General features: G+C 68.1%; 15 protein-coding genes, 1 tRNA gene and 1 pseudogene. 8 read left to right on the top strand and 9 right to left on the bottom strand.

The window, feature by feature from the left end:
- Nucleotides 1-19: 19 nt before the first annotated feature.
- From ACFQUV_RS16335 to ACFQUV_RS16310, 6 genes are all read right to left on the bottom strand, one after another.
- Nucleotides 20-1,819, bottom strand: coding sequence for a NapC/NirT family cytochrome c (locus tag ACFQUV_RS16335; RefSeq protein ID WP_129611711.1), 1,800 nt, complete (start codon nt 1,817-1,819; stop codon nt 20-22).
- A 28-nt stretch (nt 1,820-1,847) separates the two neighbouring features.
- Nucleotides 1,848-2,504 (bottom strand): molecular chaperone TorD family protein, encoded by a 657-nt coding sequence (locus tag ACFQUV_RS16330; protein ID WP_129611710.1) that lies wholly within the window; start codon nt 2,502-2,504, stop codon nt 1,848-1,850.
- Nucleotides 2,505-2,522: 18 nt separating this feature from the next.
- A complete protein-coding gene (locus ACFQUV_RS16325) occupies nt 2,523-3,227 on the bottom strand; it encodes a cytochrome c family protein (protein ID WP_129611709.1) in 705 nt (234 codons plus the stop codon).
- Between the two features lie 50 nt (nt 3,228-3,277).
- A complete protein-coding gene (locus tag ACFQUV_RS16320; RefSeq protein WP_129611708.1) occupies nt 3,278-4,300 on the bottom strand; it encodes a 4Fe-4S dicluster domain-containing protein in 1,023 nt (340 codons plus the stop codon).
- A 73-nt stretch (nt 4,301-4,373) separates the two neighbouring features.
- Nucleotides 4,374-7,175, bottom strand: coding sequence for a molybdopterin-dependent oxidoreductase (locus ACFQUV_RS16315; protein ID WP_378395261.1), 2,802 nt, complete (start codon nt 7,173-7,175; stop codon nt 4,374-4,376).
- A 262-nt stretch (nt 7,176-7,437) separates the two neighbouring features.
- The gene (locus ACFQUV_RS16310) at nt 7,438-8,337 is read right to left on the bottom strand and encodes a chlorite dismutase family protein (protein WP_207211629.1); all 900 of its coding nucleotides are present in this window, start codon (nt 8,335-8,337) and stop codon (nt 7,438-7,440) included.
- A gap of 231 nt (nt 8,338-8,568) precedes the next feature.
- Between ACFQUV_RS16310 and ACFQUV_RS16305 the strand changes: the two genes are divergently transcribed.
- On the top strand, nt 8,569-9,126 hold the full coding sequence (locus ACFQUV_RS16305; RefSeq protein WP_307719486.1) for a sigma-70 family RNA polymerase sigma factor: 558 nt from the start codon (nt 8,569-8,571) through the stop codon (nt 9,124-9,126).
- On the top strand, nt 9,123-9,758 hold the full coding sequence (locus ACFQUV_RS16300; RefSeq protein WP_129611706.1) for an NrsF family protein: 636 nt from the start codon (nt 9,123-9,125) through the stop codon (nt 9,756-9,758). Before ACFQUV_RS16305 ends, ACFQUV_RS16300 begins: the two co-directional genes overlap by 4 nt.
- A gap of 556 nt (nt 9,759-10,314) precedes the next feature.
- On the opposite strand, the gene ACFQUV_RS16295 is transcribed toward ACFQUV_RS16300, so the two are convergent.
- Nucleotides 10,315-10,389, bottom strand: a tRNA-Thr gene (locus ACFQUV_RS16295).
- 699 nt (nt 10,390-11,088) lie between these two features.
- Here ACFQUV_RS16295 and ACFQUV_RS16290 point away from each other — a divergent pair.
- The 4 genes from ACFQUV_RS16290 (at nt 11,089) to ACFQUV_RS16275 (ending at nt 14,859) form a co-directional block, all read left to right on the top strand.
- Nucleotides 11,089-12,531: a short-chain fatty acid transporter gene (locus tag ACFQUV_RS16290; RefSeq protein ID WP_129611704.1), complete on the top strand. Its 1,443-nt coding sequence runs from the start codon at nt 11,089-11,091 to the stop codon at nt 12,529-12,531.
- Between the two features lie 115 nt (nt 12,532-12,646).
- Nucleotides 12,647-12,895 carry a hypothetical protein gene (locus ACFQUV_RS16285; protein WP_129611703.1) on the top strand — a complete coding sequence of 83 codons (249 nt, stop codon included), beginning with the start codon at nt 12,647-12,649 and terminating at the stop codon, nt 12,893-12,895.
- 75 nt (nt 12,896-12,970) lie between these two features.
- Nucleotides 12,971-14,260 carry a UDP-N-acetylglucosamine 1-carboxyvinyltransferase gene (gene murA / locus ACFQUV_RS16280; protein ID WP_111385197.1) on the top strand — a complete coding sequence of 430 codons (1,290 nt, stop codon included), beginning with the start codon at nt 12,971-12,973 and terminating at the stop codon, nt 14,258-14,260.
- Nucleotides 14,261-14,421: 161 nt separating this feature from the next.
- Nucleotides 14,422-14,859 carry a DUF1236 domain-containing protein gene (locus ACFQUV_RS16275; RefSeq protein WP_129611702.1) on the top strand — a complete coding sequence of 146 codons (438 nt, stop codon included), beginning with the start codon at nt 14,422-14,424 and terminating at the stop codon, nt 14,857-14,859.
- A 25-nt stretch (nt 14,860-14,884) separates the two neighbouring features.
- Here ACFQUV_RS16275 and ACFQUV_RS16270 read toward each other — a convergent pair whose 3' ends face one another.
- Nucleotides 14,885-15,250 carry a hypothetical protein gene (locus ACFQUV_RS16270; RefSeq protein WP_129611701.1) on the bottom strand — a complete coding sequence of 122 codons (366 nt, stop codon included), beginning with the start codon at nt 15,248-15,250 and terminating at the stop codon, nt 14,885-14,887.
- Nucleotides 15,251-15,570: 320 nt separating this feature from the next.
- On the opposite strand from ACFQUV_RS16270, the gene ACFQUV_RS16265 reads away from it, so the two are divergent.
- Together ACFQUV_RS16265 and ACFQUV_RS16260 are read left to right on the top strand one after the other, a co-directional pair.
- A complete protein-coding gene (locus tag ACFQUV_RS16265; RefSeq protein ID WP_129611700.1) occupies nt 15,571-15,966 on the top strand; it encodes a DUF1236 domain-containing protein in 396 nt (131 codons plus the stop codon).
- Nucleotides 15,966-16,219: pseudogene (locus tag ACFQUV_RS16260) on the top strand (DUF3072 domain-containing protein). Before ACFQUV_RS16265 ends, ACFQUV_RS16260 begins: the two are co-directional and overlap by 1 nt.
- 123 nt (nt 16,220-16,342) lie before the next feature.
- On the opposite strand, the gene ACFQUV_RS16255 reads toward ACFQUV_RS16260, so the two are convergent.
- The gene (locus tag ACFQUV_RS16255) at nt 16,343-16,735 is read right to left on the bottom strand and encodes a hypothetical protein (RefSeq protein ID WP_111385192.1); all 393 of its coding nucleotides are present in this window, start codon (nt 16,733-16,735) and stop codon (nt 16,343-16,345) included.
- Nucleotides 16,736-16,984 lie beyond the last annotated feature (249 nt).

Below are 16,984 nucleotides of genomic sequence, written 5' to 3'. Positions count from 1 at the left end.
CTCCGGCTCTCGTCGCGCATCATCGCCGCGACGGGGCGATCGAGGTGATCGGCAGCTCCGAGGCGGCCCCATCCAGGGCCAGCCGCAGCTCCAGCGAAACGTGATGGAAGCGCGCATCCGCGAAGTCGTCGTGCACGGCGAAGCCGACCGTGTACACGGCACCGGGGACGATGCCGATATCGCCGGAGTCCGATGGCTTTAACGGGCGCCGCAGGGTCGCAACCCACCGATCGCCGACCTGCGCGATGCTACCGGTGATCGGAACGCCGCCTTCCATCAGACGCTGCGCCAGGACGCTGCCGGACTCGGCCGGACGGCCGGGGCGCAGGCGCAAGAGCTCCATGCGGGTTCCGGCGGCGCGCAAGGCCGCGAGATCGGGCGCCGACTTCACCGCGATGCCGCCGCCGCGCGGCCCGTCCTTGCCCTGTAGATCGATCCGCTCGCGCGACTCGGCCAGATACTTGGTGAGGCCCTGGGCGATGGCCGCGTCGCGCGCATCGGCGAGGAGGCCCGGCGCCGCCGTGGGATCGACCCGAGCCGCGTCCGGCATCGAGCGCACGTCGTGATGGCACGTGACCCAGCATCCGCCCTGCTCGGCGCGAGCGACAGCCGGACCGGCGATCATCATCGACAACTTGCTGGCGTGCTGCGGGTCCATCTTGCCGCCCTCGACGAACGGCACGGGCGCGTGCGGCGTGTCGCTCCACTCGAAGCGGAGAAACAGATCGGTTCCGTCCTGGGCCGCCTGGACCGAGAGGTCGATCCACGGCCGCTTGCCGGGGATCGGCGTCGGCTCGTTCTTGGTACCCGACACGAGCTTGCTGCCGATGTCCTTGACCTCCTTGCCGTGACACTCGTTGCACCGCTCTCCCGTGCGCAGGAAGCCGCGGGCGCCGGTGTGATCGCGCGCCACCTGAATCCACTCGAACGAGCTGACGCCGGGATAGAACAGCGTCACGGTCTTGGCCGGCACGGCGGCCCAGTCGACCCCGAAGGTGTCGACCGCCGCCGCACCGGAATCGCCACTCGCCTTGCGGGCGAGCTCCGCCTCGATGCGCGTCCGCAGCGCCTGCTCGGCGGCCCGGGCGGCCTCGTCGCGCGCCTTCGCCTCCGCCTCCTCGCGGGCCGTGACGCGCGCCAATCCGTCGATGAAGGTCGGCGGAATAGGACGAATGAAGGCCGGATTCGGCTTTTCGAGCGCCTCGATCTGCGCCGTCGTCAGGCGCTCGCGCGGGCTGTTGTGGGCGATGCCCTTATGGCAGTCGATGCAGGTCTGGCCCGACGTGAAGGCGTCCAGATGGACCTTTCTGGCACGCGGCTTCTGGAACTCGGGGTTCATCGACTGGAGGGTGTGGCAGTTCCGGCACTCGAGCGAGTCCGTCTGCTTCATCCGGTCCCATACATGGGTGGCGAGCTCCAGTCGTTTCGCCTCGAACTTCTCCTTCGTGTCGATGGTGCCGAGCATCCAGTGCCACAGCTCGTTGGTGGCCTGCACCTTGCGCATCATCTTGGGGAACCACTCCTTCGGGACGTGACAGTCGGAGCAGGTCGCCTTCACGCCGGTGCGGTTCTGATAGTGGATCGTCGTCGCGTATTCCTTGTAGACGAAGTCTCGCATCACGTGGCAGCCGGTGCAGAACTCGAGCGTATTGGATGCCTCCACGACGGTGTGGAACGCTCCCCAAAACAGAACTCCGCCGAAGAACCCGGCGACCACGAGCCCTGCGAGAATCCACCGCGAGACGGGCCGTGCGAGCCAGTCCGTGATCCTGCGGACGATGGACCATCGAGCCGCAGGCGCTGCCTTCAGTTCCGACATGATCACTCCGTCGAGCTCGCTCGCCTGGTCAGGCCGCCGCCGCGCCGAGCCGGCGCGCCACCGCGATTGCCTCCGCCTCGACGAAGCAACGGGCACAGCGAACGAGCCCGCGATAGAACGGCGCGACGAAATCGCCCGGTGTGTCGTCCATAGCGATCAGGAACGGCACGAGATGGCGACCGAGAAAATCGTGTTGCGCCCGCTGGTAGGGCCTCGCGTCGAGCGCCTGCTCGATCGCCTGCGCTTCCTTGGCGACGAGAAACCGAAGGAACTCCAGCTCGGCCGTCAGGGTGTCGACGAAGTCTCGCGGCTTCTCATTGGGCACGAGCCCGAAATGCCGATAGAAGGCATCGATCTCGAGCAGCAGGTCCGCGCGCGGGCGATCGGTCACGTAGTCGCCCTCGTAGAGGGAGAGCGGCGGCTTTCGCGGGCCCGTCTCGAACGTCGCCAGATAGTTCTCCTCCAGAGCCACGAGATCGGCGACCCGCGTCTCCAGATCGATGCGCACACCCGCGAGTGCCGCAATCAGATCGGGATGGACATCCATGACGAGATCGACCAGATCGAAGCCGAAGTCTCCGGCCTCGATGTCGTCGAGCAGCTCGGCGCCCGGATAGGCGAAGCCGCGCGCCAGCTCCCCGTAGATACTGCTCCGCACGACGGCGGACCGCGACGTTTCCGACATGGCGAATCGTCCTCGTTCTCAGTCCGGGTCCTTGGCGTCGGCCTGGAGCTGGCCGCGGATGGCGGGCACCGGCTCGCCGATGAACACGTTCTTCAGCTTGAAATGCTCGTGCACGCCGGTCCCGGGCCCCGAGCGCAGGACCTCCTTGTCGTAGTCGAAGGCGTATTTGGGATCGAGGGCCGGCGTGAACACCTTGAACGGCGGGTGCGCGCCGGTGAAACCAGAGCCTTCGTAATTGAGATGACAGGTCGCGCAGGCGGTCTTGTAGTCGAAGTTCTGGCCGAGCTTCACGAGCGTCTCGCGGGCGGTCTCGCCCTTGCCGGTCTTCCAGCGCTCTTCGGCGTTGCCGTGCTCGACGCGGAACTTGGCTCCGGCGCCGTGGCACGACTCGCAACCGACCACGGCGAAATTCTTGTGCTCGGCAGCCGGCGTCGCCGCCGAGAAGCCGCCCGGCTTCCCGAAGCCCGTGGTATGGCAGCCGACGCAGGCCGCATCGGCCGTGTAGTCCTTGTTCGGGTCGAGCTTGCCCTTCTGCTTGGCGTCCGCCTTGACCTTGGGCTTCAGCGACTCGAACGCCTTGGCGTGCGAGGTCTGGGCCCAGCTCTCGGCCTGATCGATGTGGCATTTGCGGCAGACGCTCACGCCCTCGAACTCCTGGCTGCGCGCCAGGCCAGGAACGAACAGGATCGCCAGCGCGACGCCGATCGGCAGGATGCTCTTCATTCTTCCTCCTTCGGAGCCCCTCGCCCCGATCCCGTTCGTCCGGCTCGAGGTCACGTCAGCGGGTTCAGCATCATGTCGGCGCTGCGCCGCCCGATCATGATGTCCATCAGCTCGGACGGCTGGCTCATGAGACGCTTTCCACGTTCGTCGTTGAGGAGCTTCATCACGCGCGGCACGTCGTTCCCGAACAGCTTGACCAGATACTCGAGAGGAATCTTCTTGTCGGTGCGCAAATTGCCCTGGGCGTCCTCGACCGCCGGGCCGAGAACCGGCGGGATGTAGAACATGTTCGGCTCGGTGCCGCGCTCACCGTAGAGCGGCAATCCAACCTTCCACACCTTGACGAGCTTGTGGACCGAGCTCGCCGTGTCCTCCATGAAGCCGACATGCATGGCGCGGCCGACGCATTGGGCGACGCACGCCGTGGCGACGCCCTTCTCGATGCGCGGATAGCAGCCGATGCACTTGCTCGCCTTCTGGGTCGCCGTGTTGAAGTAGGTCTTGTCGTAGGGACAAGCCTGGACGCAGTTGCGCGCCGCCTTGCACTTGGTCTGATCGACCAGCACGACGCCGTCGGCGGCGCGCTTGTAGATGGCGTCGTTCGGGCACGCTTCCAGGCAGGCCGGCTTGCTGCAATGATTGCAGTGCCGCGGCAAGTAGAAGTAGTAGTTGTTGGGATAGGCCCCTTCGCCCTGGTCCTCGTCGAAGTTCGGAGCCCACGACGCGAAGCCCGAGCCGCTCGCGGCCGGACGCGGGCGCACCCGGCCGGGGACGCCCTCGAAGAGCCTTGCCTCGTAGTCGAACTCGAACGGCACGCCGTAGTCGCCGGCGGTCGGCATGCGGCCGCGCTGAACTTCGCCGGCGGCGTTGAAGCCACCGCCCTCGTTCTCCCAGTTGCGCGGATAGCCCTTGCCCGGGCGCGTCTCGACATTGCGCCAATAGATCGGCTCCTCGCCTCTCTGATTGGTCCACAGCTTCTTGCAGGCGACCGTGCAAGTCTGGCAGCCGATGCACTTGTTGAGGTCGACCACGAAGGAGAGCTGCTTCTGCGGTTTGGTGATCTGTTTGGCCATGATCGTCGTCCTCGAAACCCTGGTTCGGGGACGGCGCGCCGCCGAGGGCGGCCGTCCCGTGGCGTCCTGCCGTTCAGCTCGGGATCACTCCCGTGTAGCGGCGCACCTGAACGCGCGCGTCACGCTGGGTTCCGCCGGGGCCGTAGTAGTTCGGCCGGAACAGCAGATGGCCGTAGTTACCGACCAGGCTCGTCGGATTGATGCGGATCGGGCAGACGCTCTGGGTCGAGCCTTCGATCAGATCCATGTAGAGCTCGGGGGTGTGGCACATGGTGACCCGCCCCTCGGGCTCCCGGTTGTGGATCTTCACCCGGCAGATCATCCGGCCGTGCTCGTTCCACACCTCGGCCCAGTCGTTGTCGCGCAGGCCGCGGGCCTTTGCCTCCCCGGGTGGCATCTCCAGCAGAGGGCCACCGCGCTGGAGCCGCAGCATCAGCACATTGTCCTTGAAGGTGGAGTGGATGGCGTGGCGGCTGTGCGGCGTGTTGAACCGCAGCGGGAAGTTGTCGGCATCGACCGGCGCCTTGTAGACCGGCAGCTCGACGCCCATCTCGATGAACCAGTCGTGATCGATGTAGAACTGCTGTCGGCCCGTGAGGGTCGGCCACGGCTTCTTGCTCTCGGTATAGAACTGGAATGGCGTATACGGAACGCCTTCCCGAATCGGCGAGGTCCAGTTCGCCTTGAAGCGCTGAGGCCGCTCGCGGATCATGTCGAGCGTGATGCCCTTGGTGGCCGGCGCGTTGTCGAGGATGAATTGAGCCGCCTGGGCGACGCTTTCCAGCTTGCCGTTGTCGGTTTGCTGCGCATAGAGGGTGGAGAAGTCGCGCGAGACGTTGAACTGCTCGTCGAAGACCCGGGACATCCCGCGCTCGATCGCACGGTCCTGCATCTTCTTGGCGAGCAGCGCGAACACGTCCCAGTCGTGCTTCGATTCGAACATCGGCGGGATCGCCGGCTCGGTCATATGGACGAAGGTGTGCTCCTCCGTCATCTGCAAGTCGAGCTTCTCGTACCAGTGCGCGGCCGGCAGCACGATGTCGGAGTAGAGCGCCGTCGAGTCCATGCGCAGGTTGAGATTGACGATCAGGTCGAGCTTCGGCCACAGGTTCTGGAGGACGTATTTCTGGCCCTTGGCCTGGTTCAGGAAGTTGCCGCGGTAGACGATGAACACCTTCGGATCGCGGCCCTCGCGGGGATAGAGCGGCATCATCCGCTGATCGAGGCTGGCGCGCAGATACTTGCGGGTGTCGATGCCGACCGTCTCCATCGCGTCGTAGGCGTCGGCGTGAACGTAGGTCCAGATCGTCGTCTGCGTGAAGCGATGACGCGCCGCGCCCTGCGGGAACGACAGCGCCAGCACGCCCGGCACCGCGACCGGCTTCCACTGGCCGATATAGTGATTGACGCCGCCGCCATTGCGGCCCTCGTTGCCGGTGAGCGACGACAGCAGATGGAAGGCGCGGATCTCGATGTCGCTCCAGTACCAGTGATTGGTGCCGCCGCCGCTGATGATCATCGCCGGCTTGGTGGTCCCGTACGCCTTGGCGAGATCGACGATCGCCTTCTCGGCGACGCCGGTGATCTCCGACACCTTCTTGGGCGTGTAGTCGCGCAGGATGCGCTCCGCGTAGAGCGCGTAGACCGGCTTCACGTCGACCGACTTGCCGTCCTTGAGCGTAACCTTGAAGCTGCCTTCCAGCGCCGGATCGAGATCACCGAGTGCAAGCGTGCCATCCGGGAAGGTGAGCGTGTTGCGCCCCAGATAGGCCGGCTGAACGGCCGGGCGCCCGCCGGGCGGCTCCTCGCCCCAGCATCCCTTGGCGAGCACGGGCTTCTTGGTCTTGGTATCCCACACGTAGAACTTCGCAGCCGAGCCGCCCTGCACGACATCGGCCTCGCGCAGGAACTTCTTGGTGTCGGTGCGAACCAGATAGGGAAGGTCGGTCTGCTCCTTGACGTTGGCGACGTCGACCAGCTTGTCGCGCAGCAGCACATGCGCCATGCCGAGAGCCAGCGCCGTGTCGGTGCCCGGCTTCGGATGAATCCAGGTGTCGGCCTTGATGGTGGTCGCGTTGTAGTCCGGCGCGATGCTGACGACCCGGCTGCCGTTGAGGGCCGCCTCGTTGATGAAATGCGCGTCGGGAATGCGGGTGACGGCCGGGCTCGACCCCCACAGCAGGATCAGCTTGGCGTTGAACCAGTCCGCCGTCTCGGCGGTATCACCTTGGACGCCGCAGGTCTGCGTCTGGCCGGTCGGGTGGTCGCCGTACCAGTCGAAGAAAGTGTGCGTGTGGGCACCGATCAGATGGGCGAAGCGATGTCCGGCCGAGAACGACACCGGCGCCACCGCCGGCACCGGCGTGTAGACGCTGATGCAGTCGACGGCATGGTCGCGGATGGTGTCGAGCATCTTGTCGGCGATGATGCCGAGCGCCTCGTCCCAGCTGGCGCGGCGCCATTTGCCCTCGCCGCGCGCGCCGGTGCGGATCAGCGGATACTTCACCCGGTGCGGCCCGTAGAGATAGTCCGTCCCGCAGGCGCCCTTGTTGCAGCCACGCGGGTTGTATTCGGGGACCCCCGCCAGCGAGGGCATGTCCTTCGACGCCTCCTCGCGGACCACGATGCCGTTCTTCGTGTAGACCCAGTGCGGACAGGCGCCCGTGCAGTTGATCAGATGCGCGCCGCGCGTCTTGGTGTCCCAGCTCCACTTGTCACGATAGAGCTGCTCCCAGCCGGCATAGTCGTGCTGCATCTGCGGCGATGCGGCCGGTGCCTGGGCTAGAGCCTTCAATGCGAACGGACCGCTGAACAGCGTGCCCAGATACGCGGCACCGCCCAATCTCAGCAGATCCCTGCGGTTCGTCTTCGACATGGAGCATCTCCCGGCGGAAGAGTTTGACAGGATGTCGCGCGCGCGACGGCATCACGCGCGCAAGAGGGCCGGCCCGTCGAAACGGGATGGATCGCGAACGGGATGGCGAGCCAGACTGGGTAACGGCGCGACATGTGAGGGGCGTGTCGGATCGCGGTCGTCACGAGCGTTCGACGGAGGACTGGGGCCGGTCCGCGCGCGGACCGGCGGAACGCAGGAGGTACCGACGGCAGCAGCAGACGCCGCCGTCGCTCACGACCGATCACATGGAGCGATCGGCGCCCGAGAGCGCCTTCACCACCGAGTCGACCGACTGGATCGTGCCGAGCACGGTGGGGTTGCCCCAACGGACGTGGTACTTGTTCTCCGGAACCTGGGCGAGCGCGATCAGCAGGTTGTTGAACGCACCGAGATCATTGGTCTCGAAGTAGGTGATGAAGTCGGTGTCGGACAGGCCGGTCGCGTGATAGAGCTTGCGCTTCACGTTGACCAGATACTGCAACGTCGGCGCGGTGTGGACCTCGATCTCCTTCAGCCGCTGCTCCGGGGTCAGATTCCACCATTCGGCGTTCTTCTTCACCGGGATCATGATCGCATAGCGGGGCGCCGGGTCCGAGTAAGAAGCGGCGAACAGCCCGGCGTTGAGCGTCTCGGACTTCTGCTTGGTGATGTAGTTGAGCGCCTTGGTGATGCCGACCAGATTCTCGGTGACATCGGAGTAGGAGCCGAACTTGGTGGCACGGAAATCGGTCAGGAACGTCTGGGCAGCGGCGAGATCGTAGGCGTGCACGCGCAGAAAATAGTCGCTCTTGGCATCGAAGCCGCGGGTCAGGTAGGCGTCGACGATCACCTTGTCCTTGTGCTTCTCGATGACGGCGAGAACCTCGGCGGCCGCAGCCTTGCGATCGGCCGCCGGGAGCATCGCGTATTCGGGGCGCAGCTTGTAGACCGAGAAGTCCCCGAAGACGCCGAGATCCGTGAGGATCTTCGCACGGTCGATCGGAGCCGTCGGCGTCGCCGACATGGAGGCCGGCGGCATCGGACCGGACGCCGGCATTCCACCGCCTTGCTGTGCGAGAGCCGTGCCGGCCAGGGCGAGGGACATCGCCGCGACGAACCCGAGTTGCAGCCGGTGCCGGCGCGGCACCAAAGTCGAAATCATGTCTGCCTCCGCGTTTGGATCGGCGGACAGCGCGGCCGGGGGTCGCCCGCGCCGGTCGAGGACCGGCACGGGCTGGCGTCGTCCATTCTGTAATACGGCGGAGGTTGGCCGGTGTTACTGGTCGCGCTGGATCGGGTGTAGTACCTAGGACATCTCGGTACGCCGGCTCGGCCAACATTAATTCTGGCCGAACGTAACATCCACGCGGCTGATCCGAAAAGGATTACGAACGTGCAGGTGGACCGACGCGAGCACGACTTCGCAGAAGCCATGAGAGCGGCGTCGCGTGGCGACGTCGCCGCTTATACGCGCTTTCTGCAGAACGTCTCCGACTGGTTGAGGCCAATCATCCGGCGCGAGCTTGTTCGATCTGGCCGGTCGGCAGCCGATGCGGAGGACATCGTGCAGGACACATTACTCGCGCTTCATTTGAAGCGGAACACCTGGGACGAGTCGCGTCCCATCGGGCCTTGGATACGCGCCATCGCGCGGCACAAGCTGATCGACGCGCTGCGGCTGCCGCGCGGGCGCAGCAACGACGTGTCGATCGACGAGTTCAGCGACGCCCTTCCGGCGGAGGAGACGACGTATCCGGCCATCGATGATCGTGACGTCGAGCGCCGGCTCCACGCCCTGGCGCCAGGGCAGAGGCAAGTGATCCAGGCGATCGCCATCGACGGGCTGTCGATCGCCGAGTCGGCCGCGAAATTCGCGATGACGCCCGTCGCCGTGCGGGTGGCGCTCCACCGTGCCCTCAAGTCGCTGAGCAGGATGGCGGGCGTGTCATGAAGACCGAGAATCTCATTCAGGCGATGGTGGCCGACCGCGAGGCGGACGGGAGTGTCGGTCCGGGGGCGCTGGCCTCGGCGGTCGGCCTCGGTCTGGTCGGCTCGCTCCTTCTCTATGCGGCCACGCTGGCGCCGCGTGAGCTTTCGACCGCGCTCATGGAGCCGCGGTTCGCCTTCAAGCTCCTCGTCGCACTGGTGCTCGCCGCCGGAGCCGCGGCCGTCGTCGGTCGCTTGGCCCGACCGGACGGCCGACCGGGGCCGGCGTCCCTCGTGGTGCTGGCCGCTCCGTTCCTGCTCGCGGTCGGGGTGTTCGTCGAGCTCGCGGTCGTCGATGCAGCGGCGTGGCGGACGCGGCTCATCGGCGATAACGCCGTGGCCTGCCTGCTGTCCATCCCGCTGCTCTCGGCTCCCGTCCTCGCGGCCGTCATCCTGTTCCTCAGAAAGGGCGCGCCGACCCGGCCGGATCTGGCTGGGATGTTCGCCGGGCTGCTGGGCGGCGGTCTTGGTGCCTTCCTCTATGCCAGCCACTGCCCGGACGACTCCCCGCTCTTCGTCGCGACCTGGTACCCGCTGGCGATCGCCGGCGTCGTCCTCGGAAGTCGAATTTTGGCGATGAAACTAACCCGATGGTAGGACGCCGAGACCGTTGCGATGTCTACAAAGTGCCGGCGATCTGTGGGTTTCCTTGATCGCCTCGGCGTTCGCCTGTGCAACCGCGACCATGACGCCGATCAGGGCGTCGCGCGCGCCGGCGTAGCCCGCGAGGAAAATACCCCAACGGACGTCGCCTGCTCGCAGTGGAGCCCGCACGCTCCGATGTCGCACCTGCCCGGCGGGCGGCATGCCATCCGGCCGGCGCACCGGCCGCGCAGTGCAGTTCCTGGCGCAGCAGCCCGTCTCGTCGACACCCGGAAGACCGACGCCGAGCGCGAAGCGCGGCAGGCGCGGGGCCGGGCCATGCTGGTCGAGCTCTACGGATGAAGGCCCTAGTTGACGGCGATCTGCCGCAGCGCATCCATGTTCGCGTAGATGGCCGAGACGATGGCCGCCACGAAGGCCAGCCCACCCAACTCGTTTCTCAGCCACGTCGGCATGCTGCCCTCTTGAGTATGCGCCCCGATCGCCCCACGGACACGAAAACGGACATTGTCCGTTGTTGTTGAAGCTCTTGTTTTTTCTGGACTTTTAATGGTGCTGCCGGACAGGATTGAACTGTCGACCTCTCCCTTACCAAGGGAGTGCTCTACCACTGAGCTACGGCAGCGACCGGCTCGCGCGAGTCATGCGGTGCACGGCGCGAACGGCGGTTCCTTGCCACAAGGTCGGGGGCGGCGCAAGCGCTGCTCTGCACATCCCCATGCACCGGCGGCCACGCCGATCATGGCCCCCGCTGCTGCTGCGAGCGAGCGCCGCCCCATCGGGTCTCCGACCGCGCTGCCGTCCCCCGCTCGCCACCGCGAGCCACGTCGCGGCCCCGCACTGCCCCCGAGCCCTCTTGGCAGGACCGCCACTCCCCCAGGCGGCAGGCCTCTCCCGACCCGATGTGACCGGGTGTGAGCTCCGGCAACACCTCGTCATCCGGAGCCGGCCCGGCACGCGACAGCGTCGGGTGCATCGGAGCGTCTCGGCGCAGCCGGCACGGGTCCCGTCCGCAGCCGCTCGCCGTAAACCCGGCACCTTGGACCCGTCGGACCGAGCCGAGGCGCGGCCGCCGCGGTGCACAACCCGCCTCCCGCCCGAGAGGGTTGATATTTATCATATTACCGGAATCGAGCGGTCCCTTAGATCGGCCCGTGCCGGCTCGTCCCGGCCTCCATGTCCGTCCCGTCCACCCTGGACGTCCGCCGGTGCCGCCTGTCGTTCGTCTCGCTCGATCGTCCCGGCTCGGCCGCCGGAGCCCTCGGCTCCGCCGCGGCTGCCGGACCGCCCGCACCGGCGCGACCGCCCGCAGCAGGGCCTGCCCATGAGCCTCGATCTGAGCGTCGAATCGTTGCGCCCGAAGAGCAGCCGTCCCGCCGGCGAGGAAAGCGGCTTCGCGCGCTTCGCCATCGTCTTCACCAACTGGTCGGAGCGCTGGTACCCCGACTCGTTCGTCTTCGCGGCCCTGACCGTGATCGGCGTCGCCGCCGCACTCGCCCTCGGCTCCAAGCCGCTCGACATCGCCAACGCCTTCGGGGGCGGCTTCTGGAGCATCATCACCTTCACGATGCAGATGGTGATGGTGGTGGTGACCGGCTTCGTGGTGGCCACCTCGCCGCCCGCCGCCCGCTTCATCGACTGGATCGCCCGGGCGCCGCGCACCGCCCGCGGCGCGGTGGCGTTCGTCGCCTTCGTCAGCATGTCGGCGTCGTTCCTCAACTGGGCCTTCAGCATGGTGCTGGGCGGCCTTCTGGTGCAGGCGCTGGCGCGCCGCGGCGATCTGCGCATGGACTACCGGGCCGGCGCCGCCGCCGCCTATCTGGGGCTCGGCGCCACCTGGGCGCTCGGCATCAACTCGTCGGCGGCCCAGCTCCAGGCCAACCCGGCGAGCCTGCCCAAGTCGATCTCCGACATCACCGGCGTCATCCCCTTCACCGAGACCATCTTCCTCTGGCAGTCGATGGTGATGGCGCTGATCATCCTGATCGTCTCGGTGCTGATCGCCTACTTCTCGGCGCCGAGCGCCGCCACCGCCAAGACCGCCGAGGACTTCGGCATCGACCTGACGCCGCGCCCCTCGGTCACCTTCGGGCCGTCGCGGCCGGGCGAGTGGCTGGAGCGCACCCCGTTCATCAGCTTGGCGTTGGCCGCACTCGGCTTCGGCTTCATCTACAACGAATTCGCCACCAAGGACCCGCTCCTGGCGATCTCCAACCTCAACACCTACAACCTGCTGTTCCTGCTCATCGGCCTGGTGCTGCACTGGCGGCTCGGCAGCTTCCTCGGCGCGGTCTCCAAGGCGGTGCCGTCGACCTCGGGCGTGCTGATCCAGTTTCCGCTCTACGGTGCCATCGCGCTGATGCTCACCGGCGTGAAGGGCGCCGACGGCTTCAGCATCTCGCACCACATCGCCAACCTGTTCGTCAGCCTGTCGACCCAGGAGTCCTTCCCGGTGCTGATGGGCGTCTACTCGGCGGTGCTCGGCTTCCTGGTGCCGTCCGGCGGCGGCAAGTGGATCATCGAGGCGCCCTACGTCATGCAGGCCGCCAAGGATCTCGGCACCCACATGGGCTGGGCCGTGCAGGTCTACAACGCCGCGGAGGCGATCCCGAACCTGATCAACCCGTTCTGGATGCTGCCGCTGCTCGGCGTGCTGGGGCTGAAGGCGCGCGACATCGTCGGCTTCACCTTCATCCAGTTCCTGCTGCACATCCCGCTGGTGCTGTTCCTGCTGTGGTTCTTCGGCCGCACCCTGCTGCCGGGCTGAGCCCACGCCCCATCACGGCGGCGAGGCTCCGGCCCCGTCGCCGTCCCGGCCTGCCCTGCCTGCCGCCGAACAGTGGCGCGTTGCGCCGTCGCGGTCGCCGTGCTCTAAGGCCGCCATGACCGGACCGGGCAAGACCGACGAACAACGCGCCCGCGCGGCGCGGCTGTCGGCGGCGCTGCGGGAGAATCTGCGGCGCCGCAAGGCGCAGTCGCGGGCCCGCACCGGCGGGCCCGACACCGCCGTCGACACCCCGGAGATCGACATGCCGGACCCCGCGCCCGCCACGGCGGTGCACCGATCGCCCGAGAACGGCCCCTTGTCCCACGATTCCGCCGGAATCGTCCCGGAGAACGGGCGCCGATAAGCTGGACCGAGACGGCGCCGGCGCGGTCGCGATTCACGCCACCGCCGACACGGCGTCCATCCACGAGGGGGCATCATGGACCGGATTCGCATCGTGGGCGGCAGGCCCCTCTCCGGACGCATCGCCATCTCGGGCGCCAAGAACGCCACCCTGCCGCTGATGATCGCGAGCCTCCTCACCGACGAGCCGCTGGTGCTGGAGAACGTGCCGCGGCTGGCCGACGTCGCCCTGCTCCAGCGCATCCTCGGCAACCATGGCGTCGACGTGATGGTCGGCGGCAAGCGCCCCGGCGACGGCGAGTACGACGGGCAGACGCTGCACATCTCGGCCAAGCGCATCGTCGACACCGTCGCCCCCTATGACCTCGTCTCGCGCATGCGGGCGAGCTTCTGGGTGATCGCCCCCCTGGTCGCCCGCATGGGCGTCGCCAAGGTGTCGCTGCCGGGCGGCTGCGCCATCGGCACCCGTCCGGTGGACCTGCTGCTGATGGCGCTGCGCGACCTCGGCGCCGACATCGAGATCGACGGCGGCTATGTGCTGGCCCGCGCCCCGAACGGCCTGCGGGGTGGCGAGATCGTGTTCCCCAAGGTGACGGTCGGCGGCACCCACACGGCCCTGATGGCGGCCGTGCTGGCCCGCGGCACCACGGTGATCGAGAACGCGGCGCGCGAGCCCGAGATCGTCGACGTCGCCGACTGCCTGACCAAGATGGGCGCCCGCATCAGCGGCGCCGGCTCCTCGCGCATCGAGATCGAGGGCGTCGCCCGCCTCGACGGCGCCCGCCACCGGGTGGTGCCCGATCGCATCGAGACCGGCACCTATGCGATGGCGGTGGCGATGGCGGGCGGCGACGTGCTGCTGGAGGGCGCCAAGCCGGAGCTGCTCCAGGCCGCCCTCGATGTGCTCGCCGAGGCCGGCGCCGAGATCGCCGCCACCAACGAAGGCATCCGCATCGCCCGCAACGGCGCCGGCATCGCGCCCGTGCGGGTCACCACCGAGCCGTTCCCGGGCTTCCCGACCGACCTTCAGGCGCAGCTCATGGCGCTGATGACCCGCGCCAAGGGCACCTCGCACATTACCGAGACGATCTTCGAGAACCGCTTCATGCACGTGCAGGAGCTGGCCCGCTTCGGCGCCCAGATCCGGCTCGACGGCGAGACCGCCACCATCGACGGCGTGCCGCGCCTCAAGGGCGCCCCGGTGATGGCGACGGATCTGCGCGCCTCGGTGTCGCTGGTCATCGCGGCGCTCGCCGCCGAGGGCGAGACGCTGGTCAATCGAGTCTACCATCTCGACCGCGGATTCGAGCGGCTGGAGAGCAAGCTCGCCGCCTGCGGGGCCGAGATCGAGCGCATCAGCGGCTGAGCGAACGCACGCAGGGCATCGAGCCACGAGCGGCAAGGCTCGGAGGCGATCACGGCAGGATCGTACCAAGACGGCTGTCCCGGTTCGGGCGGGGCGGGGAACGAAAGGCCCGTTACGGCATTCCCCCACCGACGATCCCGACCCATTCCGAGAGGCCGCCCATGCCGATCCCGAAGTCAGGACTGGCCGTGATTCTCGTCGCGGCGCTCGCCATCGGCGCCAGTGCAACAATCGCGACCGCCCAGCAGGCCGGCCCAGGGGCCGGCCAGCCGGCCGGCCAGGAGGCCGCGCCGCTGCCCACCATGCCGCCGACCGGCGGCGTCGGCCCGGTGTCGGCGCAGCCCGCCCCGCTCACCGAGGCGCAGAAGGCCGCTATCGCCCGCTCGGTCCGCGAGGCGAACCGCAAGGTCACGGTGCCGCCCGGCGTTCAGGTCCGCGTCGGCGCCGAGCTGCCGCCGTCGATGGAGCTCTACATGCTCCCCGACCCGACCCTGGCCACCATCCCGGAAGCCAAGCCCTACAAGTACACCGTGGTCGAGGACCGCGTGCTGCTGGTCGATCCCACCACCATGAAGGTGGTCGAGGTGCTGCCGCGGTAGGGTATCGGCGCCCTGCCGCAGACGATCAGCGCGCCGGATCTTTCGCCAGCATGCGGCTGGCGGCGGCCGGCAGCACGTCCAGAAACGGCCCCATGAAGAAGGCTTCGCCGCTGCCGTCGCCGAACGAGGCGTCCCAGGCGTCGATCATCTCGCGCACCGTCGCGGCGCAGGCCGGCATGGAATCGACGATCAGCTCGCCGATCATGGCGCCGGCACTCGCCTGCTTGAAGCGCGGGTCGGCCGCGATGGCGCGCACGATGCAGTCGGTCGTCGCCGTCACCCGGCTCTGAAGCGCGACGCGGGGCGACGCCGCATGGCTCGGCCGCGGATCGAGCGGGCCGGTCGCCACGCTCAGCGCCAGCGAGGCCGCGACCAGAGGTGCGATCACCATGGGGTCCCCTCCTTTCGGCCCGGTTCCGAACGAGCCGGTCCGCCCGATCACCAAGCGAGATCACCAAGCAAGCCGTATGCCGGCGCAAGCCGCGAGGGACCCACCCCGATCCGACACGCCAGCGTGGAGACGCGAGCCGCCCTCTGTCCATCCGTGAAACACGGCAGGGCCGCAGAACGCCGTTCGACTGCGGCCATCGGGCCACACCCCTGCGGCCCCATACCCACACTCGGGGGCCGCCGACCGATCGGGCGCGCCATGGCAGGAACCCGGTGTGGCAGCGGGCGTTGACGGGTCACCCACCGCGAGGAGCGACCCCCATGCGCCGCCGTCTGCCGAGCCTGACCATCGCCGCGGCCCTCGTGGCCGGCACCGTCGCCCTGGCGAGTGGACTGCCGACCGGCGTCGCGGCGGCGCAGACCACCGCACAGGACACCGCCGACGGCCCCCGGATCGAGCTCAGCGACGCCCAGCGTCACACCATCTGGCAGAGCGTCAGCCGCACCCAGAAGAACCACGCGGCGCCCACCGGCTTCCGCGTCGCGGTCGGCGCCACGCTGCCGGCCGGCATCGACCTCGCGCCGATGCCGGACACGCTGGCCGGCCTGATGCCGGAGGCCAAGCCGTTCGCGGTGGCGATGATCGAGAAGCAGGTGGTGCTGGTCGACCCGAAATCCCGCCAAGTCGCCGCGGTCATCACCGAGGAGACGCGCTGATGACCGCCAAGCAACCGCAGCCACCGGAGGCGAGCGCCGATCCCAAGCGCGATCCGCACCCGCCCGGCAACACCGAGAAGGACCCGCGCGACTGGGTCTCGGGCGACGAGCGATGACCGGCGCCCAGGCGTCCTATCTGAAGACGCTGTCCGAGCAGGCGCACGACCCGGAGGCGTTCGATCCCGGCCTCACCAAGGCCGAGGCGTCGCAGCGGATCGACGCCCTCAAGGCGCGGCTTTCACTGGACAAGTAGCGCGAGACACCGAGCTTGGCGGCGCGACTCCGGGCGCCGCGGCACGAACGCGAATGGCCGGGACGGAGCCCGGCCATCGCACGACGTAGCGGCAGTTCGGCAGCCGCAGCTTGCTCGAAGATCTCACGCCCGCGGCGCGATCTCGGTCTTGGTGTCGTCGACGTGGGTTTTCCACTTCGACATGCTGTCGGCGATGATGCGGGTCGACTGCATGGCGGCCTGGTTGAGCTGGGCGTAGCCGGCGAGCTCGCGCTGGACGCGCTCCCCTTCGCTGGCGATGTAGTCGCGCAGCGTCTGCAACTCGCCGATCAGGTTGTCGATCTCGGCGAGCGAGGTGCCCGCCACCCGTTGCACCAGCGTCGAGATGTTGCTGGCGGCGAACTCGCCCGAGCCGGCGTCGGTGTTGCGGCGCGCCGGCGTGAAGTCACGACGCACGAACTCGCGGATCTCGCCCTCGAACGAGGTGGCGACGGCATCGACGTCGTCTTGGACCGCCTGGGTGCTGGTCAAGGTCATACTCCCCGTACTCCTTCCTTCTGATCGATCGGGTCCCCCGCTGCGCGCCGGCATCGTCCCGCCCGCCGAGGCGGTCCCCCGGGGCGATGCGAGCATGCAGCCCCGCCATCTCACCAGCCCAATGGGGCCGGGTCGCGACGCTGGTGCGGCAGGCTCGCCCCGCCGCCGCCCGACCCTCGTCGCATTCCTGAATCGATCGTGAATCGCGGCCCCGGCGCCGGCCCGCCGCTCACGCAGGCGTGTGACGGT

Origin of the sequence: Rhodoplanes sp. P11, from assembly GCF_964266735.1 — a bacterium.
In the GTDB taxonomy this organism is placed as follows: Bacteria; Pseudomonadota; Alphaproteobacteria; order Rhizobiales; family Xanthobacteraceae; genus Rhodoplanes; species Rhodoplanes serenus.
This window is presented reverse-complemented; position numbering and strand designations above follow the sequence as displayed.